The organism is Streptomyces sp. NPDC058335 (genome assembly GCF_042723915.1).
Taxonomy (GTDB): domain Bacteria; phylum Actinomycetota; class Actinomycetes; order Streptomycetales; family Streptomycetaceae; genus Streptomyces.
On the sequence record NZ_JBHXHX010000030.1, the window covers coordinates 68,401 to 93,061 of the forward strand.

Genomic DNA, 24,661 nt, shown 5'->3' on the forward strand with positions numbered 1-24,661 from the left:
CCACCGGGTCGTCCGGATCGTCGTCCAGGCCGACGAAACCGAGGTCACCGATGGCGCCCTCGTGGGCCCGCAGCCGCTCGACGATCTGGTTGTAGCGGGCTCTGACCAGCTCGAACGACCGGCGGGTTATCGGGCGGCCCGAGGACCTGGCGCGGCGGGTACGAGGGCGCAGCTCCGTCGTCCCCATGGCCGATTCCGTGACCGTAGGGCTGAGGAATTACGAGGCGTTCCGCACCGGAAGTTGCTGGGCACTCTTGGACACACCCAGAGCGTAGCCAGTGGCGGGGCTCTGGGGTCATCGGCGGATGGTGCTGCAAACGCTGCGTTGAGCGTGGCGTGTGTGTTCTTGTCGTTGAGGCGTGAGACCACGCCACCACCCAGCTGACGAAGTGCCGGCTGGGCATGCCGCCAGTTCCGGTCGAGGAAAGGCTGAAGCGCGAGCAGCGCCGGACACCACGGCTGGGGCACAGCGGAAAGCACACCGGGCGGCTATGCGCGGAGGGTTTTCCAGCCGGGTGTGTCCCATCCCGTCGTGGCAGTGATCTCCGGGTTCAGGGGGATGGGTCGTGACAGCAGGCCACCGCAGTCGTTTGTGCGTCTGTGGAAGAAGATCAGATGAAGTATGCCCGGCGAACAGGTCTGCTCCGGTGGCCTGCTGGAGTCACGGAACTCGCGGCCCGACGGCGATGTCCGTACGCCCAGCTCGATGACCACCGGCTCCGGCTCGCCGTCGACCGCGATCTCACCATGCATCGAACAGCCCAGACCATGGTGGTGCGACTGATCCCGACCACGGCAGGTCAGCGTCGGCCAGCTGCGATCACCCGATCGAGACTCTCGTTCGACGCACAACCCTCAAGATCGGAACGACAACAGCTACTGAGCGCGGCGGGCTTGGTCGCCCAGGCTTCCTCGCCCGGCTCCCAGACCATCCCAGCGTCCGGGGTGTCCAGCAGAGTCTTGTGCCGTTCCTCCAGCTCACCCGCTCGCAGCGCCTTCCTGTGCTGGTGGACCCAGCGGCCCAAGCGAGAAATACTTCCTGACCTCTACTTCGGCCTCTACGTCGTAGGGAACGGCGTAGAGGCCGGTGATCTGGTTCCTGGCCTGCCACCGCAGCAGAGCCTGGTAGCCCTCCAGCCACACCAGCGACTCGGGCAGGTAGACCCGGTGCGAAGGAACGCCGCGATGGTCGCCGCGTCGCACGGACTGGAGAAGTGCAGCAGGGCCGCCTCGGCAGCGGACTGCGTGTCATCCTCCTCCTGGTCCTCGCCCTCACCCTCGCCGCCGGCCCCGACGATCTGACCGTCGGCGTCCCGCCTGATGTGGACCTTGCACTTGCCGCTGGTGAGCGCGCGGGCGGCGAACTGCTCGACGAGTGGTTCATCATGACTGCGGAGTCCTTGGAAGACCGCTAGAAGGGGCGGAAGCTGGCGCTGGCGACCATGTCCGTCGGGTCCTCGTCCGGCTCCAGGAAGACCGGCACGATGATGCGCGCGACCTTGGTGGAGCCGTCTTTGTTGAGCCGGAGCGCGCGGCCGATGTTCTGGACGATTTCTACCTGTGAGCCGCGGGTGTCGGCGAAGCAGACGGCCTCGACTCCCCGCTCGCCGATGATCCGCACAGTCACCGAGGGACGACGGTTGGAGCAGCCGGTGAGGGGTAGACGTTGCCAACCGAATTCGGGCAGATGCCAGCCACGCCACCGGGTGGCCGGTCAGGTGACGCGCGGACACGATGAGGAGGCACAGCATGTCGCACGACGAGCCGCGGTCCCCCACAGATCTGCTGCCTGTGCTGCGTACGTCCGTCAAGCGGTTGCTCGCCTCCGCGGCCGCCCTGACGGATGACGACGTGCGGGCCCCGTCACGGCTACCCGGCTGGAGCCGCGCGCACGTACTCACTCATATCGCACGCAGCGCTGACTCGCGCACACGACTGCTCACTGCGGCTCGCACCAGCATGGACCTTCCGCAATACAGCGACGAGGCTCAGCGGGAGCGTGAGATCGAGGAAGGTGCCGGGCGCCTGGCCGCCGTGCTGGCCGAAGACCTGGAGACTGCGCTGCACCGATTCCTGATGGGCGCCGATGGTCACCCGGAGGACACCTGGGATGTACCGGTGCGCTGGCTCGGCGCAGGCCTGCGCCCAGTGCGCGGCACCGTCAGCAGCATGCTGCGCGAGGTGGAGGTGCACCACACTGACCTGGCCACGGGTCATAGGCCGACGGACTGGCCTCCGCGCTTCGTGGAGCAGGAACTTGCCACGACGGCGGAGGCGCTCCGTGAGCGTACCGATGCCCCTGCCATGGTGCTGCTCGCCGACGGAGGCCAGGTGCTGCGCCAGGTTGGTGGCGGAAGCGGGCCGCAGGTCTCGGGGCCGGCGGCAGAACTCTTGGGCTGGCTGACCGGCCGCGCGGACGGGACCGTGCTGACGGTCGATCCGCCCGGCCCGCTGCCGTCCGTGCCCGCCTGGCGGAGCTGACCGATAGTACGACCGCGTCTGGCTCGGCCTGGTCGTAGGGCGGTGGCTGGGCGGGTCCAAATCAACCTCATGAGCCCTGACGATCTCGAATTGATGCTGGGGCGCTCGGCGACTTGCGTGGTCGGCAGTTTCCGCACCGGCACGCGACCTGGATGAGACGTCGGACAGCTGAGACAACACCGCAGGTCACATAACGCCGTCCAGCGCGGTCGCGTCCGGCAGCTGCACGGCCCCGGCCACGACCTCCGGAAACGCCGAAGCGCGCGTCGGCGATGAGGCCGGGCAGGGCGGCCAGGAGCCGTGCGTGCGCCCCCTGGTCGTACAGTGCGCGGGCGCCAGCAGGAAGCGGAGAACGCTCTCCACCGCCGGGCGAGAGCCCGGGTGGAACACGCCCTGTCGTGCCACATGGCACAGGCTGCGACGAAGGGTGTGGTCGTGGAGGGCGGTCGCCTACGCGGCGAAACGGCGCCGGCCGCGGGATCGTCGTTTGGGTGGCCGCCGGCTGTCGGAGTCCGCGGCCGACAGAATCCTGGACCACCTCGCGCCTCTGCCGGCCCGGCCAGGCGGCTGCCCAGCGGCCCGGCATCGGGCGGGGCGGGGATGGCGGCCTCAACGCCTTGCATCTGTCCCTGCGCAGAAGTGAGTCGGTGGGCCAGGAACGGCGGGTGGGTGTGTTCATGACGGGCCTCCGGGAAGTTCGGGGATCCGCTGGAGGCATCACCGTGGGCGGTGATGTGATTGGCCGTCTGGTCACAGGCGTGTACGCGCAGGTGAAGTGCGGGCAGGCAGGCGTTGTTCGCGGACAAGCAGGGGGAGCGCATGACGCAGGTGGGGCGGCCCCAAGGTGAGTTGAAGGGCGAGACACCGCAGGCCGATGAGCTGGCCCAGTGGCTGCGGGTCCTGACCCAGGGGGTAAGCCAGCGTGACCTTGCGCAGCTCCTGCACATCGGTAAGACGCTGTGCGGTGAGTACCTCAACGGCAGCAAGCTCATCCCTGAGGACATGATCGACCGACTCGTCTACGCCTGCGTGCCCGACACCCGCCTGCGTGAGCAGCGCAGGGACGCCGGCCGTATGCGGCGTCAGCGCGCGGTTGAGGCCGCGCAGGGCAAGCCGTCAGTGCACGGCTGCCCACGGCTGTGGCTGAGTGTGTCGGTTGATGGCGGCGATCACCCGCGGATCAGGCCCAACTCGCCCGCGCGTACTCCGGCCTGGAAACGGGAGCCCGCGTTGAGGGTGACGAGCAGTTCGGCGACCCGGCGGCGGTAGGTGCGCAGCGACATGCCGAGTTCCCGTGCGGCTGTCTCGTCGGTGGCGCCGGAGGTCAGGGCGCGCAGAACCCTTGCGGCTTGGGCGTCGATCCGGGGCCGTTCCGTGTTGAGGGAGGCCGCGAGGTCGGTGGCGCTCTCCCAAGCGGCTTCGAATAGCGCGTAGGCCCCGTCGACCAGGGCCGGTGTGGCGCTCATGGTGTAGGTGCGGTGTCCGTGGGCGGCCGGTGCGGGCGTGATGGGGCTGGTGAGGATCATGGTTCGCCGGTCGATGAAGAAAGTTCCCCGGGACAAGGGGACGGCAGTGATCCGGATCTGCATGCCGTGTGCTGCCATCTCGCGCAGGGCTTCCCGGTCACGCTCGTCGGCGAGTACGGCGGGGCTGTACAGCTTGCGGGCCGGAACTGCCCCGTTGCGGCGCATCGTCAGGCGGGCGGCCTCGCGCGCGCCGGGCCAGGTGTCGAGGTCGTGGGCGACGTTGACCCATTCCATGTCGTCGGACTCCGTCAAGGGCTTGAGCCGCGTCCAGAGCTCAACATCACCGCGAAGCATCATGACCTGTGGCATGCGTTCATTGTGCGGGTGGCAGCAACATGCCACGCTCTCGTCGGCTGGTGCCGGGCCGTACAGGCTCAAGCCCATGAGCAACAGATTCCGCCTCGGCGGTGACCTGGACGTCAACAGGCTCGGTTTCGGCGCCATGCGTCTGCCTTCCAAGGACGGTATGGGCGGCCCCGCCCGCGATCCGGAGGCCGGCCGTGCCGTACTGCGCCGAGCTGTCGAACTCGGGGTCGACCACATCGACACCGCCGACTTCTACGTCAGCCACGACGGTGCGGTGCGTGCGAACAGCCTGATTCGCGAGGCGCTGTACCCCTACCCGCCCAACCTGGTCATCGCGACCAAGGTGGGCCCGATCATCCGTCCCGACGGCCTCCACCAGGGCACCCCGGCCGACATGCGCGGCCTTGTCGAAGTCAACCTCACCGGCCTCGGCGTGAACCGGCTCGATCTCGTCTACCTGCGCATCGGGGCGATGACACCCCCGCACGGCGAGTCGCTCGCCGAACGCTTCGAGGCGCTCGCCGCGCTGCGCGAGGAGGGCCTGATCCGGCACCTCGGCCTCAGCAACGTCGACACCGGCCATCTCGCGGAGGCTCGCTCCATCGCACCTGTCGCCGCCGTACAGAACCACGCCGCCCAGCGTGACGACGCGGACTTCCTGGCCGCCTGCCAGGAGTCCGGCATCGCTTTCGTGCCCTTCTTCCCTGTGGGCGGCGGTCGGGAACTCGACGACGAGCGTCTCGCGAAGGTGGCGGCCCGGCACCGCGCCACCGTCCCCCAGATCGGCCTCGCCCGGCTGCTGGCTTCCTCCCCGGTGGCCCTGGCCATCCCGGGCACGGGATCCCTCCCGCACCTGGAGGACAACATGGCCGCCGCCGCGATCACCCTCACCGACGAAGACCTCGCCGACCTGTCCTGACATCGCACACGAAAGAAGCCCCTGCCATGAAGCTGCTGATCCTCGGCGGGACCGGTCCCACCGGTCGTCATGTCATCGACCTGGCGGTGCGATCCGGTGACTCGGTCACGGCCTTCGTCCGCAACCCGGCGGCCCTGGGTGACCTGGCCGAGCGGGTCACGCCGGTCACCGGCGACGCCACCTCACAGAGCGACCTCGCGGCCGCCGCGGCCGGACACGACGCGATCGTCTCCGCGCTCGGCAGGGGAAATTCGGTGCGCGCCGACGGCCTCTTCACGCGCGCCTCGGCGGCCGTGATCGGCGCAGCCGGGGAAGCGGGTGTCTCCCGTCTGGTGTGGCTGTCGTCGTTCGGTGTCGGCGACACCTTCCACTGGTCGAGCACCACACAGAAGCTGATCTACAGCACGCTGCTGCGGTCGATCTACGCCGACAAGGAGATCGCGGACGAGAGCATCCGCTCCAGCGGGCTGGACTGGACCGTGGTCTATCCGACCAGGCTGACTCACGGCCCCGCCCTGGGCGCCTACAGGGCGGACGACCGGCTGCCGATGAAGGGCAACCCGACGATCAGCCGCGCGGACGTCGCCGCCTTCATGCACCAGGCAGCACACGGCGGAGAGTGGATCAACCGCGCCGCCGTGATCTCGGACTGAGTGTCCACACTCCGAGTATGACAGTCGTTATAGACGGGTGTAGCCTCAGGGTCTATAACGCCTGTCATAGGAGGATGCCGTGACGATCATTACCGTGAACGCCCCCAAGGGACGCCTCGGCCTTGAGCAGCGCCGTGAGCTGGCCGAGATGCTGACGGACGCGGTGCTGGTGCCCGAGGTGGGGCAGCCCGTCCCGGCCGCCCGCGTCGGGTTCCAGGTGCACTTCGTCGAGCGCGAGCTGGACATGATGGCCATCGGCGGACGGCTGCTTTCGGACGCCGGCCAGGAACCCGACGTGATGGTGATCGACATCGCGGTCATGGACGCCGCCTGGCAGCCGGACGTACGAGGCCAGGTCATCGAGCGCGTCCTGGCCGCGCTGGCGCAGTCCTGCGGACTGGAGAAGCCGTCACCGGCGTGGTGGGTCAACTTCCGCGTGATCGACGAGGGCAGCTGGGGCTCGTCCGGGGGCGTGCTGTCCGTCCTTCCCCTCCTTGAGAGCGGTGTGTTCACGGAGGAGAGGGCCAAGGCCGTCCGTGCCGCGCTGGGCGCCTGAAGTCGACAACGACGGTTCCAGGCATGCACGGAGCCCTGCCCCTGCCCGGTCAGCCCTTGATCGCGGCGAGGACGAGGGCCTGCAACTGCTCCGCGGTGCGGTCCAGGGGCTGAGTGCTGCGCTTGGCGCGGCACATGGCCACGGTCCCCTCGACGGCAGCGACGACGAGGGTGGCGAGCTGGGCTGCCTGCTCAGGCTCGGCGCCGTGCTCGCGCAGCGAGTCGGCCAGCAGGCTTTCCCAGGCGTCGAAGACGTCAGCTGCGGCTACCAGGGCGGCCGGCGTCTCGTCCGTGGGCGGCTCCTCGATGGAGACGGCGAGCACCGGGCAGCCCGCCCGGAAGTCACTGTCGACGACGATCTTGCGCCACAGGCCGAGGAACGCCTGCAGCCCGGCGACCGGCCCCGCCTCCAGCTCCTTGCGCAGACGGCGCGCGACCCACTCGCCCGTGTAGCGGACGGCCTCGGTGGCCAACTGCTGTTTGCCTTCGGGGAAGTAGTGGTACGTCGAGCCGAGCGGTGCCCTGGCGTGCTTGGCCATCTCGCGGATGCTCGTCGCGTTTAGACCGCGCCGGCTGATCATGTCGGCCGCGCCGGCCACGATCCGCTCGCGCGCCGCCGGGCTGGGCTTGGTCACGTACATGATCCCTTCTGACCCCACTGGATATAACAGCCGTCATAGTCTAGCGTGACCGGCACTTATAACGACCGTCATAGACCTGTGTCGAACGACAAGAAGACGAACGAAACAACGCGAGGTATGCCATGCCGATGATCCGGCTCACCGCCCCGGCCGCCGCCCTGACCGCCCAAGGCCGCCAGAGCATCCAGCGAGACCTCGCGGCGGTGCTGCTGCGCTGGGAGGGCGCACCCGACACGGCGTTCTTCCGCGCCCAGGCGTGGAGCTACCTCACCGAACTGCCGGAAGGCGCCCAGACCACCGCCGAGGACGACGCGCCGCGCTTCCTGGTCGAGGTCACCGTCCCACAGGGAGCCCTGTCCGAGCGCCGCAAGGCGGGCCTGATCGAGGAAGCGACGAAGGCCGTCCTGGCCGCGGCCGGCCTCGGCCGGAACGACGCCCCGCGGGTGTGGGTGCTCGTGCACGAGCAGCCCGACGGCACCTGGGGTGCGGGCGGCTCCGTCATCCGATACGCCGACCTGGTGGCACTGGCGAAGGGCCAGCGCACCGATGCGTGAACTGACCTACGTCGCCAGGCGCACCGTCGAGTGGCGCGAGACGCCCGACCCGAAGCTCCAGTCCGACGGGCAGGCGATCGTCGCCCCGGTGGCCGCCACCTCCTGCGACGTCGACTCCTCCATCCTGGCCGGCCACGGCTTCATCGACCCGCCCTTCGCCCTCGGCCACGAATGCGTCGCCCGGGTCGTCGAGACCGGCGACGCCGTGACCACCGTCGCCCCCGGCGACCTCGTCGTCGTCCCCTGGTCCATCAACTGCGGCACCTGCGAGCGATGCCGGGCCGGGCTGACCGCGCACTGCACCGCCGTCCCCTACATGGCAATGTACGGCGCACCGATCGGCGGCACTTGGGGCGGGCTCTTCTCCGACCTGATCCGCGTGCCCTACGCCGACGCCATGCTCGTCCCGCTGCCGGCCGGCCTCGACCCGGTCGCCATGGCCTCGGCCAGCGACAACTGGTCCCTGGCCTGGCGCCTGATCGCCCCCCACCTCAAGGCCCGCCCCGGAGCACGCGTCCTGGTCGTCGCCCGCGGCAGCATCGGCCTGTACGTGTGCGACATCGCCCGCGCCCTCGGCGCATCCGAAGTGCTCTACGTCGACCCCGACCCCGAACACCGCACCCTGGCCCGCGCATACGGGGCCGCCACCGCCGAGACCCTGGACCCGATCCCCCAGGGCTACGACATCGCCGTCGAGGCCACCGGACGCGTCGACCAGCTCGCCCTGGCCGTCAAATCCCTGGCTCCGGAAGGGATGTGTGAGTCGGCGGGCAACCATTTCCGTCCCGGTGAACTGCCACTGCTCGACATGTACCTCAACGGCGTCACCCTGCGCATCGCCCGCGACAACGTCCGTGCCCACATCCCCGACGCCCTCGCACTCGCCGCCTCCGGCAAGGTCGCCCCCGAGAAAGTCGTCTCCCGCGTCATCGACTGGGAGGACCTGCCGACCGCGCTGCCGGAGAAGCACCTGAAGCCGGTCTTCGTCCGGGCCGATGACTGACCGCACCCGGCCCGCACCCCACCAGCCCACCCCACCGAGAAACCCGATGCACACTTCCCTCACCGACCCACCGCCCACCGGCACTGCCACCGACCCCACGCAAGCGACAGCCGAGGAAGAGGAACTGGAAGACCAGAAGGAGGCCATCACCCACCTCGGCCACGAACTGCGCGCCCTGGTGGAAGCCACCGTCCGCACCGCCGCCTCCCCGGACACCCTCCACCGTGTGGCGGACGGCGTCCGCGCCATCACCAGCCAGCTGACGGGCCGACAGCGGTCGCGGGCGGAGATCCCCGAGGTGGACGATTTCCCCACAGGGACACGTATCTACAGCCCTGTGACCGGGGCCGGAAGCCCGCTGGCCCCGCCCGTACAGGTGACGCCCACCGCCGACGGCCTGGTGGGTCACTGCACGCTCGGCATCGCCCACGAAGGGCCGCCCGGCTACGGCCACGGCGGCATGAGCGCCATGCTCCTGGACGAACTCATGGGCCGCGCCTGCGCAGCAGCGGGAACGCCCGGCCTGACCGTCTCCCTTCAGATGCGCTACCACCGCCCGGTCCCATTGGAAACACCTCTGCGGATCCTCGCCCGCGTCACCGGCACGGACGACAGCAAGATCTTCGTGAGCGGGTCGATCACCACCCAGACAGACCCTGACGCGAACCTCGTCACGGCCGACGGGATCTTCATTGCTCCCGACCCCCACCGCACTCGCACCCTGTTCCCGGGGCTGCAAGCCAAACGGTAACCAGCCGGGTATACGGCGTATCCCCGTCAGAAGTTGCCGGCGGAACGGATCCGGCACACCACGGCAAACCGCATTGCTCAAGCTTCCCGGGCCAACAGCACGCCCACCTCCGGCCCTGCCTCCACCGTCGGCACCGTTACGCCCGCTCCATGCCCAGCTTCCGCAGCGCGTCGAGCTGGTCCTGGGTTAGCTTGTCCCGCCTCGACTTGGTGTTGGAGACCCACACGCCCAGCTTGACGATCACTGGGTGAGGAGCGCAGCCATGACGACGCAGAACAGCACGGCCGACGCCGACCGTGCGCTGAAGGCCAAGCACCGCGCGATGTGGGCCCAGGGGGACTACCCGTCCGTGGCCTCCGAGGTCATCCCCGAACTGGGGGCGGTCCTGGTCGAGGCGTGTGACGTGCGCCCCGGCCAGCGGGTCCTGGACGTCGGGGCCGGCTCCGGCAACGCCGCGATCCCGGCGGCCCTCGCCGGCGCGGACGTCGTCGCCTCCGACCTGACCCCCGAACTGTTCGAGGCCGGCCGTCTCGTGGCCGCCGAGCAGGGCGCGCAGCTCACCTGGCAGGAGGCCGACGCCGAGGCCCTGCCGTTCGGCGACGCGGAGTTCGACACCGTGCTGTCCTGCGTCGGCGTGATGTTCGCCCCCCACCACCGGCAGGCCGCCGGCGAAATGGTACGGGTCTGCCGCCCCGGCGGCACCATCGGCCTGCTGAGCTGGACGCCCCAGGGATTCATCGGCCGGATGTTCGCCGCGATGAAGCCCTACGCGCCGCCGCCCCCGCCGGGTGCGCAGCCGCCCCCGCTGTGGGGGGACGAGGATCATGTGCGCGGCCTCCTCGGCGACCGGGTCACGGACGTGCGCGCCGAGCGCCGGACGGTCCGGATCGACCTCTTCCCCACGCCCGAGGCGTTCCGCGACTATTTCAAGGAGCCCGGCCATGCTTTCACCGTACGCCCCGGCCCGGTGCCGCGTTGCGCGCGGTCGGGCCGGGGCCGGGGAAGGTCAGGCGCCGGCGAAGGCGATGTAGGTGCCGAGGGCGAGGCCGGAGAAGGTGATGAGCTGGTGGGGTTTGAGGATGAGCAGCGCGGGCGGCAGCGCGATCTCGGCCGCGATGACGGTGCCCGTGACGAGGCGCCAGAGGCAGACGTCCGGGGCGGCGAGGTTGTCCGCGTGGCGGTGGACGAAGCCGGGCACGGCGAACTGGCGCGAGTAGGGCAGCCGGTTCCTGACCTGGCTGTAGGTGTGCACCCACTGCGCGAGGTAGAGCCCGCTGCGGAACTGAGGCGAGCGGAGTTTCTGCCGGGCGCTGTTCCAGTCGATGTCCGTGGTGATCAGCACGAGGAGGCATTGCGCCCAGGTGTTCGCCGTGTTCAGGCCGTGCTCGACGACGAGGCCGTGGCCGAGGTCTCCGGCGAGCAGGAGGCAGGTGCCGGTCAGCAGGGTGTAGCGCACGGCGTTGGGGCTCTTGAGGTACAGCAGCTCCATCGCGGCGCCGGCCAGGACCACGGCAGCGCGAGCCGGGGGGCCAGGCCGAGCGCCAGGGCGAGGGCGGCACACGTACGGACGACCAGCGCGGGCCGGTAAACGGTGATCAGGAGGCGGGCGCGGGCGGGGCCGAGTCGCTGTTCGGCGAGGTGGGCGCTGAGCGGGCCGGGGGCGAGGTGGTCCCAGCCGCCCTGGCCGAAGGCGAGGGCGAACCGCACGGTGAGCACAGTGCCGAAGATGATCCGGAACCACTGGAGGCGTCCGGGGTCGGTCGGCTGCTGGAAGCCGGAGGCGAGGGCGTCAAAGAACCACACGACTGCCCACCACTTTCACGGGCTGCTCGTCGCAAGCCGTGAGGACGCGGCCGGTGCCGTCGAAGATCATCGGTCGCCTGAGCTCCGCATTCCGGCGGTGACCGCTCGGGATGTCCACCTGCACCCCGCGGGTGACTGCCCCAGCAGCTCACGGCATCACCCACCTGCCTGCTGCTCGTGCCGGCTCGACCGGCACGAGCAGCAGAGACGGCGAGGTCGCATCACGCGACGGCGGTCCCCTGGAGCTCGACCATCTGGCCGGGGATCGCCAGCCGTGTAACCCCGAGCATCGTGGTGGCCAGTGCCACCCCGGCGGTGCCCAACCGGGACGCCAACACGCCGTAGTGCGGGAAGAGCAGATCGACGTCGGTGGTGCAGACGTTGAGCCGGACGAGGTTCGCGAGGGACATGCCGGCCTCGCCGAGCACGGCCTCCAGATTGTCGAGGCTCAGCGCCAACTGTGCGGCCATGTCACCGTCATGCTGCGGCTTCCCTTCGCCGCTCATCGCGGTCTGCCCGGAGCGGTACAGGGTCCGGGTGTGTCCGGAGACGCTCTCCCCCTGGTTGAATCCCATCTCCACCGACCACGTCACCGGGTTGACTGCCGTTCGTTTCGCTGCCACTTCAGCTCCATTCGAATATTGGGAGTACGTACGGCCATGAGCGCGGTAGCCGCCATCGTTGACGTCGATGCTCGCGAGCCTTCCAACAAATCACGACACCCTTGGTCATGTATGAGATGAGGTTCTCGTATGCGCGCCGATCGGTTGGTCTCGCTGTTGCGTCAGCGTGGTGCTGACTGTGGGACAGGTCGGCCCACGAGCTGGAGTTGACCGGTTTCCAGGCCGAGCTCACGGGACACGCGGTGTGCTTTCCTCCCGCATGGGTTCACTGGTCGACGTGCTCGGCCGCGGCCTTCGGGAGCGCGAGCATCACGAGTCCCGCCACGAGGTAGAGCACCGCGGTGACGACGAGGACGATGCTGAGCGCGCGACCGTAGTCGGCCAGTCCTGGTGCATCAGTCGTCGATCCGGTGACGGCGGCGAAGAAGATCGTTCCGAGAACGGCGATGCCGATGGATCCGCCGATCTGGTTGACGGTGGAGAGGACGCCGCCCGCCGCGCCCGCATTGCGTCCGGGGATACCGGCGAGCACGACGTTGACAAGAATGGGTGCGGCTAGGCCGAGTCCGAGGCCGCCGATGAACAGACCGAGCGCGAGGAGCCAGAATTCAGGGTCGCTGCCGTCCCTGATGACGGCCAAGAGCACGACCTGAGATGCCGCGATGGTGAGCGAACCGGTGATCAGCAGGGCTCTGCCCGCCTTGGCGGCGAGAGCGACGCCGACTCCTGAGGTGATGATCGAGCCGAGGGCATAGGGCAGGATCACCAAGCCGGTCTCCCACGCGGTCCGGCCGGTGCCGAGCTGAACGTAGACCGACAGGGTGAGGAAGAACGGTCCGATACCGCCAAAGAAGAGCACGGATGCGCTCAGGCCGATGGCGAAAGCGCGATTTCTGAGCAGGGCCGGGTCGAAGACGGGTTCGCCCCCACGGCTGGCGAGGCTGCGCTCGTATGCGAGGAAGATCGTAAGCAGGATGATTCCGGCCGCCAGGAGGGCGTAGCTGGCCGCGCTCCATCCCCATGTCTCGGTCTGGATGATCGGCAGCAGGAGGAGCAGGATGCCCGAGGCCGCCAGTAGGGCACCCACGAGGTCCAGTCGCGTGGTAGAGGCGGAACGGGACTCCGGCAAGACCCTCGCCCCGACGACGAGGGAAAGGATCGAGATGGGGACGTTGATCCAGAAAATGGTACGCCACCCCAGATCAAACAGGTCGGCCTCGACGAGGAGTCCGCCCAGCAGTGGGCCTGCGACCGAGGCGAGCCCCTGGACGGCCCCGTAGGCGCCGAATGCCTTGGCGCGCTCTGCCGGGGCGAACGATGCTCGGATTACGCCGAACACCTGCGGGACCATGATCCCCGCGGTCAGTCCTTGCGCGGCGCGCATGCCGATGAGCATTCCCGGAGTGACGGCGAGCGCGCAGAGCGCGGAGGTGACCATGAACCCGGCCAGCCCGATCATGAACAGGCGCTTGCGGCCGATCTGGTCACCGAGCCGTCCGCCAGTGATCAGTCCCGCGCCCAGGGCGAGGGTGTAGGCAGCGATCGTCCATTGGATCTGAGCGTCGCCGGCTCCCATGTCACGGGCAATCGCCGGGGCCGCGACGGTGACGATCGTCGCGTCGACGAGGTCCATGAAGGAGCTGAACAGCACGACTAGGAGCGCTACGTTAGCGCCTGCGCCGGAGATAGGTGCTGGGGGAGCGTCGGGGGCGCGTGTGCCCTCTCGGGATGCCTGTGGAGCGGTCATGCCGGCCAGGGTCACAGTTATAGTTGCCATCGAATGACCGCTTTCCCGGGAGACGGAATCATGGCTGTGACCTCCGCGCGGACGCTCAGGCTGCTGTCGATCCTCGGTATCGGCGCCACCCTGACCGCCGAGGAGCTCACCGAAAGGCTCGGAGTCTCCCTTCGGACCGTGCGACGCGACATCGACACGCTCAGAGAGCTTGGCTACGAGATCGAGGCCGTGCGCGGGGTGGGCGGGGGCTACCGGCTCGGCCGCGCCACCCGCTTGCCGCCGGTCGTCTTCGACGAGGACCAAGCAGTCGCCGCGGCCGTCGCGCTCCAGACCGTCCCCACGATCCTCTCCGGCATCCGCGAGAACTCGGCACGCGCCCTCGCCACGTTGCAGCAAGCGATGCCCGCCCGCAGCCGCATCCGCACCGAGTCGTTCAGCGTCTCCGCAGCGCGCAACTACTGGGAATTCCCCGCAGCACCCATCGATGCCGAGATCATCCGCGTCATCGGCGGCGCGATCAACCGACAGCACGTCGTTTGCGTGGACTACCCCGGCGAGGACGAACCCGCGACGCTCACGCTGGAACCGCACGACCTCGTCGTGTGGGCGGCACGGTGGTACCTCGTCGCGTTCGAACCGGACGCGGACCGATGGCGCGCGATGCGCGTCGACCGCCTCGAACCACGCATGCCCACGGGGAGAACCTTCGACCGCCGCGACGTCCCGCACGGCGATCCGGTCGCATTCGTCATGAGCACGCACGACCGCGGCGACAGCCTGGCGGAATGGCCATGCTGCGGGTCGGCGCTCGTCGCGCTACCCGCGCCCATTGTCGCCCGGTTCGCCCCCGGCGGGTCTACGGTCGAGTACGACACCGACTCCAGCTGCCGACTCACGCTCGGTGCGTGGTCATGGGCAGGGCTGGCAGGACTGCTCCTGACTTTCGACGCTGACGTCACAGACATCGAACCGGCAGAGCTCAGGCAGGCGCTGCGCTCCCTGCGCACCCGCATCGACGAAGGACTCAGGTGTGCTATGTGAGTTCACTGGGATGTGTCGAGGCTGGGGACTGTTACACGCGTAGGTGACGACGCCAGGGGTCAAACGACAAGGTCAGTGCGCACGTCGGAAGTAGATCTTGGAAGTGCGATGATCGTGCTTCGTGTCGCGCGGAAATCTGACGGACCAACAGTGGGCGGTACCGGAACCGCTGTTGCCGAGGGGGGAAGTAGCCGGGACGGCCTCCGACCTGGAGTCGGCGGCAGCTGATCGACGGCATACGGTTCCGAGTCCGAACCGGCATCCCGTGGCGGGACATACCCATCACGTACGGCCCCTGGCAGCGGATCTTCACCACGCTGCAGGCCCGTCAGACGCGAAGGACCTGATCACCTGGGACATCAAACGTCGACTCCACCGTCTGCCGGGCCCGCCAGAGTGCCTCCGGGGCCAGGAAAAGGGGGAGCTGCAAAAGGAGCCGCCCGGCGGCGTCCACATCGAGCCGGCCGACCAGGGCCTCGGCCGATCCCGCAGCGGACTGACCACCGAACTGCACCTGGCCGTCGAGCAGGGCCAAGTAGCCGGGACGGCCTCCGACCTGGAGTCGGCGGCAGCTGATCGACGGCATACGGTTCCGAGTCCGAACCGGCATCCCGTGAGGCCCATGGCCATCGTGATCACCGCCGGGCAGGGAGGGCGACTCCCCGCAGTTCGAGTTCGAGGCCGTGGTCGACCGCATCCGGGTGCCCCGCCCGAGGTCGGACCGGCCGCGCACCCGGCCCCGGCGGGTCCGCGCGGACAAGGCGTACTCGTCCCGGAAGACCGCGCCTACCTGCGCAGACGTGGGATCCGCTGCACCACCCCGAACAAGGCGGATCAGCTGGCCAACCGCCGCAAGCTCGGCTCCCGTGGTGGCCGACCGCCGAAGTTCGACAAGACCGACTACCGCGAGCGCCACGCCGCCGAATGCGGCATCAATCGCCTCAAGAGGCACCGCGCCGTGGCCACGCGATACGACAAGCTTGCCGTCCGCGACGAGGCCACGGTCCTCGTCGCGGCCATCACCGAGTGGCTGTGGCCAGCACATTCGAACAGGTCCTAGGTGCACCGCTGTGCCGCCGCCGGGACCTCCTTCGCGGCCAGCATCGAGGCTGGCCCCTGGCCCCTGGCCCGTCCACCGGCGCCTCCCCGGATCTGGTGCGCGGCCGGTGTACCGGGGCTTTGGTGTCGGCGCTGCGGGCGGCGTCACCGCTGTGACCTGGTGTCGTTAGGTCGGGTATGACCCTTACGCCGGGACGACACACGGCATTGTCGGGAGCGAGTTCGTCGGGGCCTCATGGCAAGTTGGCGGTGATTTCCGGCGGGTCCAGCGGCATTGGCCGCGAGATCGCGGTAGCCCTGGCCCGTGCCGGCTACCGCACGGCGCTTATCGCCCGGCGGGAAGAGCGTCTTCACGAAGTGGCTTGTGATCTGAGTCGTTGGGCGCCGAGCATTCCCATCAGTCTGGATCTTTCCTGTAGCCGGGCGGTGTACGAAGAACTGCCGGAGGCGCTTCGTGGGCTGGGGCCTGTCGATGTCCTGGTCAACTGCGCCGGCCATGGCCAGTACAAGCCGTTCCTGGAGTGCATCCCGGAGGACCAGCACCGCCTGATGGGTGTTCATTACTTCGCGGCAGCCGCTGCGATCCGAGCCCTGCTTCCCTCGATGCTCGAGCGGGGCGATGGCAGTGTCATCAACATCGGTTCGATGTCCGTCAAGGTGGGGCCATGGGGGCACAGCGGCTATGCGGCGGCGAAAGCTGCCCTTACCGCGCTGACCGAGGCTCTTGCTGCCGAGTACGGCGATAGCGGCGTGCGGTTCAGCATCGTGTACCCAGGGATGATCAACACGCCCTTCTTCGATCATCCCTCGCTTGACGCCCTGCGCGCCCGCAACGAGCGATTTCTGATTCCGCCCGAACGCGTGGCGCGGGCGGTGACACGGTTGCTTGACCGGCCCAGGCTTCATGTTTGCGTGCCACGTTATTACCGGCTGCTCGATTTGCTGGCGGCGGCCAGTCCTTCGGCCGCTCACTACCTGGTGACCCGCTGCAGCCGGCCTCGGGACCTGAAAGCGTCCGACATTCCGAAGCAGCGTTGAGAGCAAGTAGCAAGATTATCTGCGAGTCCCTTGTCCACGCTCCTGCAGCAGATGAGGTCGCAGACCATGGAGATGAAGCGTGTGAGGTTGGCGTTGCTAGGGAAGAACCGGCGGCTGTTGTGATCGCTTCGCAGGCGTGCCTACGCACGGGCACACTGCCATGTGAGGCGGGGCCCGTCGGGCCCTTCGGGGCAAGTAGGGGGAAAAGAGTTTGGGCTCGGTACGTCTGTCGTGAGGGGGCAGGACAGCCTTTCGGGCCCTGCGGGGGCGGTGGGCGGAAGCGCGGTCCGCGACGAGGTGCACCGTGCGACCGAAGCGGGCTACGAGCCGGTCAAGGAAGCGGCACCTCATTTCGGCGCCGAAGGTCTCGGTGAAGACCATGAAATCCATGCGCCCCTTGCTGCTGATCTTGAACCTGGCATTGGCGAAAGCCCCCTCCGGTGACGGCCAGCCACCGGAGGGGGGCAGGGTTCGCAGTCTCCGGTTGAAGGAGCGGACCCAACCCGCCTCCCCCGAAGCAGGCGACGGTGCGAGCGGGTACGCGGCGGTGCAACGCACACGCGCTGCCGTTAGCCCGCGCCCGGCGCCGAAGAACCCGGGGTCTGCCGACACGTCGGGTAAGTGGCCCAAACGGGGCGGACGACCGGGAGGGCATGGCCGCTGGCGACGGGTTCTGTTGCGGCGATGGCGTGCGGTCCTGTGGTGTGCCGCCGGGTTTGTCACAGCCGCGGCGTCCCTGGTCTGCTCAGTCGACGATCACCTGTCGACCGCGGGGCTCCTGCCCCCCACTGCGGAATCCGTGCGGGCGGACCAGGCGATGGAGGCGCACTTCCGCCTCGGTACACCAGACCTCGTGCTGCTCGCCCGCGCACGCCAGTCGGTGGACTCGACAGGACCGGCCGCCGAGGGGCGGGAACTGACGCGGAGAGTCGCGGTGGATCCCGCCGTCGTCCGCGTGCGCTCGTACTGGTCGGAGCGTGGATCCGGGGCGCCGGAGCTGCGGTCCCCAGACGGGCGTACCGCTCTCCTGCTCGTGCGGCTGCGAGGCGGCCCTGAGGAGAAACCGCGAGCGGCTGAGCGGCTGATGGGTCGTGAAGTGGGCCGGCACAGTGGCTTGGAGGTGTCCGCCGCAGGAGAGGCCGCCGCCCGGGTCGAAATGGCCCGGCAGGTCGAGCGGGATCGCACCCGCGGCGAACTGCTGGCCTTCCCGGTCGTCACTGTGATGTTGCTGTTCGTGTTCCGTTCGGTCATCGCTGCCCTGCTTCCCGTCGTGGTGGGAGCCGTGGCGGTGCTGGGCACCCTGGCGGCCATGCGGGTGCTGGCCGCGTTCACCGAGGTGTCCGTGTACGCGGTCACCATGAACACCGGGCTCGGCTTCGCCCTGGCGGTGGACTACAGCCTGTTCATGGTGAGCCGTTACCGCGAGGAACGGGCCAAGGGAGCGAACCGGGACGACGCGCTGCAGACCACGTGGGCGACGGCCGGAAGAGTAGTCGCGTTCTCTGCCGCCATCGTCGCCCTGTCGCTGTGCGCCCTCCTCGCGTTCCCCCACAGGGTGCTGCAGTCCATCGCCTGGGGCGGGGCTACGGTCGTGGTCCTGGCTGCGGCGGCGGCCCTGACCGTGCTGCCCGCCCTGCTGTGCGCACTGGAGCGACAGCTGGAGTACGGGAACATTTTCGCGCCCTGTCGGCGCACCCGCCGTCGTGACTCCCGGCTGCACAGCGGATCCGGGCGCCCGCTGTCCGGCATGGGCGGTTGGGGCAGGCTCGCCCTGCGCGTCGCACATCGGCCAGTGCCCGTCGCCCTGGCTGTCACCGCTGGGCTGGTGCTGCTGGCGGTGCCCTTCACGCAGGTCCGTTTTGACGTCCAGGACGCGCGGGCGCTTGCGCCTTCCTCCCCGGTAGCACGGGCGCAGCATCTGCTGGAAGACGAGTTCGGCAGCGGCGCCTCGTCAATGGCTACGACGCTGGTGCTGCCGCGGTTCGCGACGCACAGCCGCGAGAGCGAACTCGACGGCTACGCGCGCCGCCTGTCCCGCGTGCCCGGGGTGCGTACCGTGCAGGCGACGACGGGCCAGTACGCGGACGGGGAGAAAACCAGCGTCCACATCTCGGAGGCCAGACACACCAGGGCGTCGCATGCCGCGTGGCTGGTTGTCACCCCGCACGGTGAGCCGCGTGGCCACGAACAGGCGGGGCTAGCCCAACGGCTGCGCGCGGTACCCGCCCCCGCACGGTCTCCTGCCCTGGTCGGTGGGCCGGGGGCCCGCCTCGCCGACGTCCAGCAGCCGCTGTTCGACCGCCTCCCCTGGGTGCTGGGAATCGTCATGACGGCCGGCCTGCTCATCGTGCTTCTCTTGACCCGCCGCCCCGTTCTGGCCCTCAAAGCGCTCCTGATGAACGTGCTGAGCCTCAGCGCCACCTTCGGTGCGCTGGTCTTCGTCTTTCAGGAAGGCCATGGAGCCCAGCTGTTGGGGCCATTCACCGTGACCGGGACGACCGATGTCACCGTGCCCGTCTCGCTTTTTTGCATCACATTCGGGCTGTCTATGGACTACGAGCTTCTGCTGCTGTCGCGGATCCTTGAAGAACACCAAAACACCGGGAGCACGACCGTCGCAGTTGCACGGGGCCTGGACGCCTCCGCCCACCTGTTCACCTGGGCCGCACTCACCTTTGCGGCCGTCCTCGCCACCACGGCCACCGCCGAACTCGCGACCGTGAAAGTCGTCAGTACCGGCGCGGCGCTGGCCGTGCTCCTGGACGCGACGGTGGTGCGCGGCCTGCTGGTACCGGCCGTGATGCGTCTTGCCGGACGGGCCAACTGGTGGTCCCCACGCATCCTGGCAAAAGACCAGGCCCGGCCGGGCGGGGGAGGCGTTGCGTACGGCAGTGCAGGCGGTGCTGCACGCGCCGGGTCTGGTGGCGCAAACCGCTGAAGTCCCCGGTTCGCGTATGCATGTGGTGGGGCAGCGCGATGTCAGCAGTGGACCGTGTCCGAGTGATCTGTCCCGGAGTTGACCGCGCCGGTCCTGGCGGTTTGGCGCATCGAGCGCCGGCGGCCGGGCCCTGGACTCGGGCGGCCGCCCATTCAGGCGTGTCCGTGGCCTGGCCCGGTCTGTTCGGGTGCCGGGTTGTCGACTTGCCACTGGTAGAGGCGCAGGTCCAGCCACTGGTCGTCCTTCCGGGCCACTTTGCGCAGCAGTCCGCATTCATCGAACCCGTACCTGAGGCTGGAGGCATCGGTCCGCGGCGCCGCAGGAGGCTGTGCCACGGCCCCTACCAGCTGGCGGATCCCGATTCTCGGCCGACCGCGATCAGCGGCCGCATCACCGCATCACCCAGCCGGTGGCCGGTGTGACCGGGCTTGAGGTAGGCCGAGACCTCACCCACGTACCGGAACGACGGCCCCGCCTTCCAGGGGCGCACCCATAACCCACCACCTCGCCCTCCACCACCAGGAACGGCCAGCGGCGCATGCGCAGGTCCTCGGCGAACCCCGGCCACTACGCCGCCGTGCGCTCCGTATCCGGCACACAGACAAGGGTGTTCTCCACGTGGTGGCGGTGGATGGCAGCCACGGCCGCCAGGTTCTGCTCACCCACAGGGCGCACATATACCTGGCTCTCGTTCACAGCGGCCATGATCATCTTTCCCGACAGCTTTCCAGCCCGCGCAACACCGTGACCCTGCGGCTATTCTCGCGGCGGTTCCCGGCCCTCGGAGTGTTCTTCCTCAGCTCATCCCGGCCCGGACGTGGTCGCGAATCGGCGGCAGCCGTCGTATGCAGCGTGTCGGAGACGGGCGTCGGGCGTGCCTTGCCTAGTGCTGCTGTGCTCCGGAAGAGCTTCCCGCTTCTTCCTCGCGGGCGCGCAGGCCGATGTAGCCCTGGCCGGGGAAGGCCCGGAACGCGGAGCCGGTGGTGAAGAAGTAGGTGAAGTGGGGTGCGGGCCGACTGTAGGCGGTGACCGCCCGCGAGGCGCCGAGGATGCCTACGGCGTTGACGGCGAACGGCAGCGCCTTCTCGCTGTGGATCAACCCTGCAGTGATCTGCTCATCCGTGGGCTCCCGACCGGCGGGCATTCTGGCCTGGGCGGCAGCCCGGGTGCCTTCCCGGCACAGCGCGCGGTAGGCGGGATCCTGCATCGCCTGTTGGACGTAGTCGCGCGCCCGGCGGTACTCCAGGTGGCCGGTCCAGTCCTCGAACTCGCTCACCCGCAGATCGGGGGCGCCTGCCGCCTGACGGGCCCGCCGGATACGCGAGGCCATCTGTCGCACGTCCGCCCGGGCTTTCTTACGGGCCTCGTTGGCCGCGAGCCCGCGGGCGAGGTAGGTGGCCTCGGTCATCTCCAAGTCGGACACCACGACGTCGACGTGTCTGATCTCCCTGGCGGCCCACTGGAACAGGACCGTCAGGCGGGAGACGGAGAAGTAGGGATTGCCGGGGCTGACCATCAGGACCAGGTGCTCGCCCGCCTCCAGGATACGGGCGCAGTTGTCGCTGCACGGCTCGATGTCCACCAGCTCGCTCTCCACTGCTCTCCCCTAACCAGACCGCCCAATCAATGACAGAACACACCATAAGGTTCTTAGCGTTCTGCTGCGTGAAGGGAAAACGGATCCGCCCTGGTGGAGGGCCTCCGAGACACCGTCACGTCCGGCCGTACGGGAGGTGCTCTGCCTGGGCCACCGCCGTGAGCGGCCGGCTGGGCCATCTGCAGCACGGCCGGGGTGCGACATCCGTCGAGTACGGGTGATCTTGTTGTTCATGGGCTTCGAACCAGGACACAGGGATCCCGGGCACCGGGGAAGCACGGCGTGAGGCAGCGGCCGCCGCGTCCCGCGATCCACGGCACGGCAGGGCAGGCAGGTCGGCTTGCCGCGGTTGGCCGTGGCACGAGGTGAAGAGCCTGAGACGGGAGACCACGCCGGTACGGCCGGCCCGGTACGACGAAGCGAGGCGCGCGGGTATGGGCGACAGGGCAACGGTATGCATCGGCGTGGTGGCACCGCTGACGGGGCGGCTGGCGCCCTTGGGTGAGCCGCTGTCCTTCGTGCTGCGGCATCTGGCGCCGCATCTGAAGGAGATCCGCAACGCCGGCCGCACCTTCCGGGTGCGGGTCGCCGTCCGCGACAGCCGCTCCGAGGCCCGGGCGGCCCGGCAGGCTGTGGAGGAACTGGCGCGGGACGAGCGGGCGGCCATCGTGCTGACCATGGCGGGCACCGAGGTCCTGCCCGCCGTCACCGACGCCTGCGAACAGGCGGGCGTGCCGTGCGTGTCGACGACGTTCCCCTGGCAGGCCTACGGCGTCGCGCGCAGCGGGGATGCCGAAGCGTCCTTCGACTTCACCTACCACTTCGCCTGGGGCCTGGACGACATCGCCCACGTCTTCGCCGACCTGTGGGAGCAGCTCCCCGGGCAGCCCACGGTGGGGTGTCTGTGGAACGACGGCCTGCAAGGGCGGCTGCTGCGCGATGAGCGCATCGGCTTCGCACCGGCGGCGGCCCGGCGCGGTCACCAGGTCATCGACCCAGGCGCCTACCCCGAGCCGGCATCGGACTTCACCGCCCACCTGAACCGCATGCGCCAGGACAGGGCGGACGTCGTCACGAGCGCCGCCACCGCGACCGACCTGGCGCTCTTCCACCTCCAGGCCCGCGAGGCCGGCATCCGCCCGCGCCTGGTCACCTGCTCACGGTGGCTGACCTACCCCCACACGGAAGTCGCACAGTCACAGCAGGTCCACGACGAACTGGCCGGCAGCCGGGTGGGCACGCTCGTGTACTGGACACCCCACCACCCCTACCGCTCCAGCCTGGACGGCAGCAGCTGCACCCAGCTCGCCCAGGCTTACGAGCAGGTCACCGGCAAACCCTGGCTCCAACCGCTCGGCTTGGCCCACGCCCTGGTCGAAGTCGCCCACCATGCCCTTGCCACCGCACCGGACCCCACCGACCGGCCCGCTATCGCCAACACCCTCGGCAAGAGCCGCATCAACACCATCGTCGGAACCCTGGACTGGAGTGCCGGCCCCACCCCGAACATCGCCCTGATCCCCCTGGCCGGGGGCCAGTGGCACCCCCAACCCCACGGCCCACGCCTGGAAGTCGTCACCAACTCCCGCACTCCCAATGTGCCGGTCACCGCAGACCTCGTCCCGGCCTACTGACCAGCAGCACATCCCGAGGGGGTGGCAGACAGAGATCTCCGGAAGCCCCTCCTCACCGCGAATCCGATCTCATGGATCAGCGAAGCTTTCGCGCGCCCTCCCTCTCTCGGTGCGGCCAGAGGGGCACGCTGCGCTCAGTGCCGACGCCCGCCATGGTCGGGGCCTTCCACGGGGCCGCGGGGCGGGAGATCGATACGTGAGCGCAGGTACGCCAGTCCGGACGTTCCGCCGGTACCGGGCCGGTCACCGATCAGCCACTCCACCAGCATCAGATGCCGGGTACGCCACAGCGAGACCGCAGAACGCAAACGCCACCACGCCTGTGCCGCCTCACCACCGTCGAGAGCGCCCTGAGCGCCCGAGGCCTCCGCACCTGCATCCGCTGTCTCGCCACCCGCCCGCTCCGCGTCCTGGGCGCACCGGTCGATCATGCAGAACAGCTCCGCGAACTGGCTGGACTGCGCACCGCTGGCATCGTCCAGGAGAGGCCGGAACGCGGCGAAGCTGTCGCGGGGCAGATGCTCCAGGAGCGCCAGGTGCTGCTCGAGCAGTCCGACGACCGCGCTCACGCGGCGCAGACACGCAAGGACACAGTGGTGATCCACCGGTGGTGCCTGCTGCAGGGTCCGCAAGTCCACCAAGGCCTGACCCGCCAAAACCTCCGCTGATTGGTGCACGGCGATGAAGAAGTGCTCATCGGCCCATTGAGCGGAACTCTCCTCCGCGGTGCGCGGGCACTGCAGGGCCAGAAGGTCAGGGAGCTTCAGGTAGCAGTCGTAGGGACTCTCCATCGATACCCTTCCCCGTGTATCAGCGGTTTGAGCCTGGCAGGGGGCAGTCTCACGGTCCCTTCCGATCATGTAGACCGCCCACGATCTGGCACACAGACAGGGCCGTGAAGATCAGACCTCTGCCCCATCCGGCGCAGACGAACAACGAACCAGCTTGAGTTTTAACCTCGGCCTTTGTCTTCTTCCTCTGTGTTCGCAGACCAGAGTGGAGGTTTGCTCTCCTCGCGGCGCGTTCAGCTGAGGTTCTGGAACACCACCGCGCCGAAGGCTCGTCCCACCGGTGTTCCAGAACCTCCTGGCGGGCGCCTGAGCCAGGAGGGCCCATGGGAGATGCGTCCCGGACCACTGGGCCAGGATGTCCGTAACCTGCCTAGTCAGAGACACGTTGAACGCGGCATGCACACACTGATCTTCGCCAAAAGTGTCGGTATCGGCTGCACTGTCGTTCTGGGCGCACTCGTCAGCGCCCAGTCCGCGTCAGCCGGAGGCATCCTGCCCATCGTTAGCCCCGCCTTCGGCAACCTCTGCCACAACACCTCCCAAGCCGCCGCCAGCGCAGCAGTGACCGGCAGCGCCAGCACCGCCGGCGGCAACCTCGCCCAGCTTCCCGGGACGACAGCTACCACACTGCGGCGGCGCAGAACTCGACGCCCTTACTGGCCTGCTCGGCGGCCTTCCTGTCGGCAAGTTGCTCGGCGGTGGCGGGGGCGGCAGCTGACGCTCCCACCCGTCACCGAGCTGCTCCCGCAAGACGGGCATCCACACGACGCTCGACATCCGGCCAGGTTAAAACTCAAGTTGAGCTTGTTGTTTAACCCCATCAAGGAGTGACGTAGTCGCCCCAGCCGAACGTGGCGACGTAAGCCCGTCGAACGGCTTCTCCGCCTCGTCCGCCCCTGATACGGATGACGGTCGGGGCGAGGATGAATCAGGTGGTGAAGCACCCCGTGACGATCAAGTCCAGCCAGGGCCGGAGAAACTGGCAATGACGACCAGGGCAATGATCGTGA

The 24,661-nt window shown here is 68.9% G+C and carries 20 protein-coding genes and 4 pseudogenes; 14 read left to right on the forward strand and 10 right to left on the reverse strand.

The window, feature by feature from the left end:
• Positions 1-863 precede the first annotated feature (863 nt).
• A pseudogene (locus tag ACFWJX_RS37960) lies at positions 864-1,621 on the reverse strand (Helicase associated domain protein); the annotation flags it as partial.
• 128 nt (positions 1,622-1,749) lie between these two features.
• Here ACFWJX_RS37960 and ACFWJX_RS37965 point away from each other — a divergent pair.
• On the forward strand, positions 1,750-2,481 hold the full coding sequence (locus ACFWJX_RS37965) for a maleylpyruvate isomerase family mycothiol-dependent enzyme (RefSeq protein ID WP_383251224.1): 732 nt from the start codon (positions 1,750-1,752) through the stop codon (positions 2,479-2,481).
• 312 nt (positions 2,482-2,793) lie between these two features.
• A pseudogene (locus tag ACFWJX_RS37970) lies at positions 2,794-2,880 on the forward strand (IS5/IS1182 family transposase); the annotation flags it as partial.
• Positions 2,881-3,650: 770 nt separating this feature from the next.
• On the opposite strand, the gene ACFWJX_RS37975 reads toward ACFWJX_RS37970, so the two are convergent.
• Positions 3,651-4,316: a DNA-binding response regulator gene (locus ACFWJX_RS37975; protein WP_383251226.1), complete on the reverse strand. Its 666-nt coding sequence runs from the start codon at positions 4,314-4,316 to the stop codon at positions 3,651-3,653.
• Positions 4,317-4,389: 73 nt separating this feature from the next.
• Between ACFWJX_RS37975 and ACFWJX_RS37980 the strand changes: the two genes are divergently transcribed.
• From ACFWJX_RS37980 to ACFWJX_RS37990, 3 genes are all read left to right on the forward strand, one after another.
• Positions 4,390-5,232: an aldo/keto reductase gene (locus ACFWJX_RS37980; RefSeq protein ID WP_383251228.1), complete on the forward strand. Its 843-nt coding sequence runs from the start codon at positions 4,390-4,392 to the stop codon at positions 5,230-5,232.
• Between the two features lie 26 nt (positions 5,233-5,258).
• Entirely contained in the window at positions 5,259-5,885 is a 627-nt protein-coding gene (locus tag ACFWJX_RS37985; RefSeq protein ID WP_383251230.1) for an NAD(P)-dependent oxidoreductase, read from the forward strand.
• A gap of 79 nt (positions 5,886-5,964) precedes the next feature.
• Positions 5,965-6,441 (forward strand): tautomerase enzyme, encoded by a 477-nt coding sequence (locus ACFWJX_RS37990; RefSeq protein ID WP_383251232.1) that lies wholly within the window; start codon positions 5,965-5,967, stop codon positions 6,439-6,441.
• 49 nt (positions 6,442-6,490) lie between these two features.
• Here the strand turns inward: ACFWJX_RS37990 and ACFWJX_RS37995 are convergent, their stop codons facing one another.
• Complete coding sequence (locus ACFWJX_RS37995; protein WP_383251234.1) at positions 6,491-7,081, reverse strand: TetR/AcrR family transcriptional regulator; 591 nt, start codon at positions 7,079-7,081, stop codon at positions 6,491-6,493.
• 122 nt (positions 7,082-7,203) lie between these two features.
• Here ACFWJX_RS37995 and ACFWJX_RS38000 point away from each other — a divergent pair, with 122 nt between their 5' ends.
• Genes ACFWJX_RS38000 through ACFWJX_RS38010 form a run of 3 tightly spaced genes read left to right on the forward strand, consistent with a single transcriptional unit; the run spans position 7,204 to position 9,389 of the window.
• Positions 7,204-7,635: a 4-oxalocrotonate tautomerase family protein gene (locus ACFWJX_RS38000; protein WP_383251236.1), complete on the forward strand. Its 432-nt coding sequence runs from the start codon at positions 7,204-7,206 to the stop codon at positions 7,633-7,635.
• Complete coding sequence (locus ACFWJX_RS38005; protein WP_383251238.1) at positions 7,628-8,638, forward strand: zinc-binding dehydrogenase; 1,011 nt, start codon at positions 7,628-7,630, stop codon at positions 8,636-8,638. Before ACFWJX_RS38000 ends, ACFWJX_RS38005 begins: the two co-directional genes overlap by 8 nt.
• 46 nt (positions 8,639-8,684) lie before the next feature.
• Positions 8,685-9,389, forward strand: coding sequence for a PaaI family thioesterase (locus ACFWJX_RS38010; RefSeq protein WP_383251240.1), 705 nt, complete (start codon positions 8,685-8,687; stop codon positions 9,387-9,389).
• Positions 9,390-9,525: 136 nt separating this feature from the next.
• On the opposite strand, the gene ACFWJX_RS38015 is transcribed toward ACFWJX_RS38010, so the two are convergent.
• Positions 9,526-9,633 (reverse strand): helicase associated domain-containing protein, encoded by a 108-nt coding sequence (locus ACFWJX_RS38015; protein ID WP_383251242.1) that lies wholly within the window; start codon positions 9,631-9,633, stop codon positions 9,526-9,528.
• Positions 9,634-9,711: 78 nt separating this feature from the next.
• Here ACFWJX_RS38015 and ACFWJX_RS38020 point away from each other — a divergent pair.
• Positions 9,712-10,044 (forward strand): annotated as a pseudogene (locus ACFWJX_RS38020) (class I SAM-dependent methyltransferase); the annotation flags it as partial.
• A gap of 351 nt (positions 10,045-10,395) precedes the next feature.
• Here ACFWJX_RS38020 and ACFWJX_RS38025 read toward each other — a convergent pair.
• The 4 genes from ACFWJX_RS38025 to ACFWJX_RS38040 all read right to left on the reverse strand — a co-directional run bounded on the left by ACFWJX_RS38025 (position 10,396) and on the right by ACFWJX_RS38040 (position 13,466).
• Entirely contained in the window at positions 10,396-10,878 is a 483-nt protein-coding gene (locus tag ACFWJX_RS38025) for a hypothetical protein (protein ID WP_383251264.1), read from the reverse strand.
• Positions 10,827-11,192 (reverse strand): hypothetical protein, encoded by a 366-nt coding sequence (locus tag ACFWJX_RS38030; protein WP_383251266.1) that lies wholly within the window; start codon positions 11,190-11,192, stop codon positions 10,827-10,829. The genes ACFWJX_RS38025 and ACFWJX_RS38030 overlap by 52 nt, the downstream gene beginning before the upstream one ends.
• A 221-nt stretch (positions 11,193-11,413) precedes the next feature.
• The gene (locus tag ACFWJX_RS38035) at positions 11,414-11,767 is read right to left on the reverse strand and encodes a RidA family protein (protein WP_383251258.1); all 354 of its coding nucleotides are present in this window, start codon (positions 11,765-11,767) and stop codon (positions 11,414-11,416) included.
• Positions 11,768-12,080: 313 nt separating this feature from the next.
• Positions 12,081-13,466 carry an MFS transporter gene (locus ACFWJX_RS38040; RefSeq protein WP_383251245.1) on the reverse strand — a complete coding sequence of 462 codons (1,386 nt, stop codon included), beginning with the start codon at positions 13,464-13,466 and terminating at the stop codon, positions 12,081-12,083.
• A gap of 156 nt (positions 13,467-13,622) precedes the next feature.
• Between ACFWJX_RS38040 and ACFWJX_RS38045 the strand changes: the two genes are divergently transcribed.
• The 4 genes and pseudogenes from ACFWJX_RS38045 (at position 13,623) to ACFWJX_RS38060 (ending at position 19,629) form a co-directional block, all read left to right on the forward strand.
• A complete protein-coding gene (locus tag ACFWJX_RS38045; protein ID WP_383251247.1) occupies positions 13,623-14,594 on the forward strand; it encodes a helix-turn-helix transcriptional regulator in 972 nt (323 codons plus the stop codon).
• Between the two features lie 121 nt (positions 14,595-14,715).
• A pseudogene (locus ACFWJX_RS38050) lies at positions 14,716-15,654 on the forward strand (transposase).
• 248 nt (positions 15,655-15,902) lie between these two features.
• Positions 15,903-16,691, forward strand: a complete 789-nt coding sequence (locus ACFWJX_RS38055; protein WP_383251260.1) for an SDR family NAD(P)-dependent oxidoreductase — start codon at positions 15,903-15,905, stop codon at positions 16,689-16,691.
• Positions 16,692-17,079: 388 nt separating this feature from the next.
• Entirely contained in the window at positions 17,080-19,629 is a 2,550-nt protein-coding gene (locus tag ACFWJX_RS38060; protein WP_383251262.1) for an MMPL family transporter, read from the forward strand.
• 883 nt (positions 19,630-20,512) lie between these two features.
• Here the strand turns inward: ACFWJX_RS38060 and ACFWJX_RS38065 are convergent.
• Complete coding sequence (locus ACFWJX_RS38065; protein WP_383251249.1) at positions 20,513-21,226, reverse strand: tRNA-dependent cyclodipeptide synthase; 714 nt, start codon at positions 21,224-21,226, stop codon at positions 20,513-20,515.
• A 434-nt stretch (positions 21,227-21,660) separates the two neighbouring features.
• Here ACFWJX_RS38065 and ACFWJX_RS38070 point away from each other — a divergent pair, with 434 nt between their 5' ends.
• A complete protein-coding gene (locus ACFWJX_RS38070) occupies positions 21,661-22,860 on the forward strand; it encodes an ABC transporter substrate-binding protein (protein ID WP_383251251.1) in 1,200 nt (399 codons plus the stop codon).
• A gap of 134 nt (positions 22,861-22,994) precedes the next feature.
• Here ACFWJX_RS38070 and ACFWJX_RS38075 read toward each other — a convergent pair whose 3' ends face one another.
• Positions 22,995-23,651: a tryptophan 2,3-dioxygenase family protein gene (locus tag ACFWJX_RS38075; RefSeq protein WP_383251252.1), complete on the reverse strand. Its 657-nt coding sequence runs from the start codon at positions 23,649-23,651 to the stop codon at positions 22,995-22,997.
• Positions 23,652-24,661: the final 1,010 nt, after the last annotated feature.

Bases quoted from the DNA above. Each gene is read 5' to 3' on its own strand.
- ACFWJX_RS37985 (WP_383251230.1), top strand. From the start codon at position 5,259: ATGAAGCTGCTGATCCTCGGCGGGACCGGTCCCACCGGTCGTCATGTC.
- ACFWJX_RS37980 (WP_383251228.1), top strand. From the start codon at position 4,390: ATGAGCAACAGATTCCGCCTCGGCGGTGACCTGGACGTCAACAGGCTC.
- ACFWJX_RS38060 (WP_383251262.1), top strand. From the start codon at position 17,080: ATGCGCCCCTTGCTGCTGATCTTGAACCTGGCATTGGCGAAAGCCCCC.
- ACFWJX_RS38075 (WP_383251252.1), bottom strand. From the start codon at position 23,651: ATGGAGAGTCCCTACGACTGCTACCTGAAGCTCCCTGACCTTCTGGCC.
- ACFWJX_RS38005 (WP_383251238.1), top strand. From the start codon at position 7,628: ATGCGTGAACTGACCTACGTCGCCAGGCGCACCGTCGAGTGGCGCGAG.
- ACFWJX_RS38035 (WP_383251258.1), bottom strand. From the start codon at position 11,767: ATGGGATTCAACCAGGGGGAGAGCGTCTCCGGACACACCCGGACCCTG.
- ACFWJX_RS38045 (WP_383251247.1), top strand. From the start codon at position 13,623: ATGGCTGTGACCTCCGCGCGGACGCTCAGGCTGCTGTCGATCCTCGGT.
- ACFWJX_RS38010 (WP_383251240.1), top strand. From the start codon at position 8,685: ATGCACACTTCCCTCACCGACCCACCGCCCACCGGCACTGCCACCGAC.
- ACFWJX_RS37965 (WP_383251224.1), top strand. From the start codon at position 1,750: ATGTCGCACGACGAGCCGCGGTCCCCCACAGATCTGCTGCCTGTGCTG.
- ACFWJX_RS38070 (WP_383251251.1), top strand. From the start codon at position 21,661: ATGGGCGACAGGGCAACGGTATGCATCGGCGTGGTGGCACCGCTGACG.
- ACFWJX_RS37975 (WP_383251226.1), bottom strand. From the start codon at position 4,316: ATGCCACAGGTCATGATGCTTCGCGGTGATGTTGAGCTCTGGACGCGG.
- ACFWJX_RS38025 (WP_383251264.1), bottom strand. From the start codon at position 10,878: ATGGAGCTGCTGTACCTCAAGAGCCCCAACGCCGTGCGCTACACCCTG.
- ACFWJX_RS38000 (WP_383251236.1), top strand. From the start codon at position 7,204: ATGCCGATGATCCGGCTCACCGCCCCGGCCGCCGCCCTGACCGCCCAA.
- ACFWJX_RS37995 (WP_383251234.1), bottom strand. From the start codon at position 7,081: ATGTACGTGACCAAGCCCAGCCCGGCGGCGCGCGAGCGGATCGTGGCC.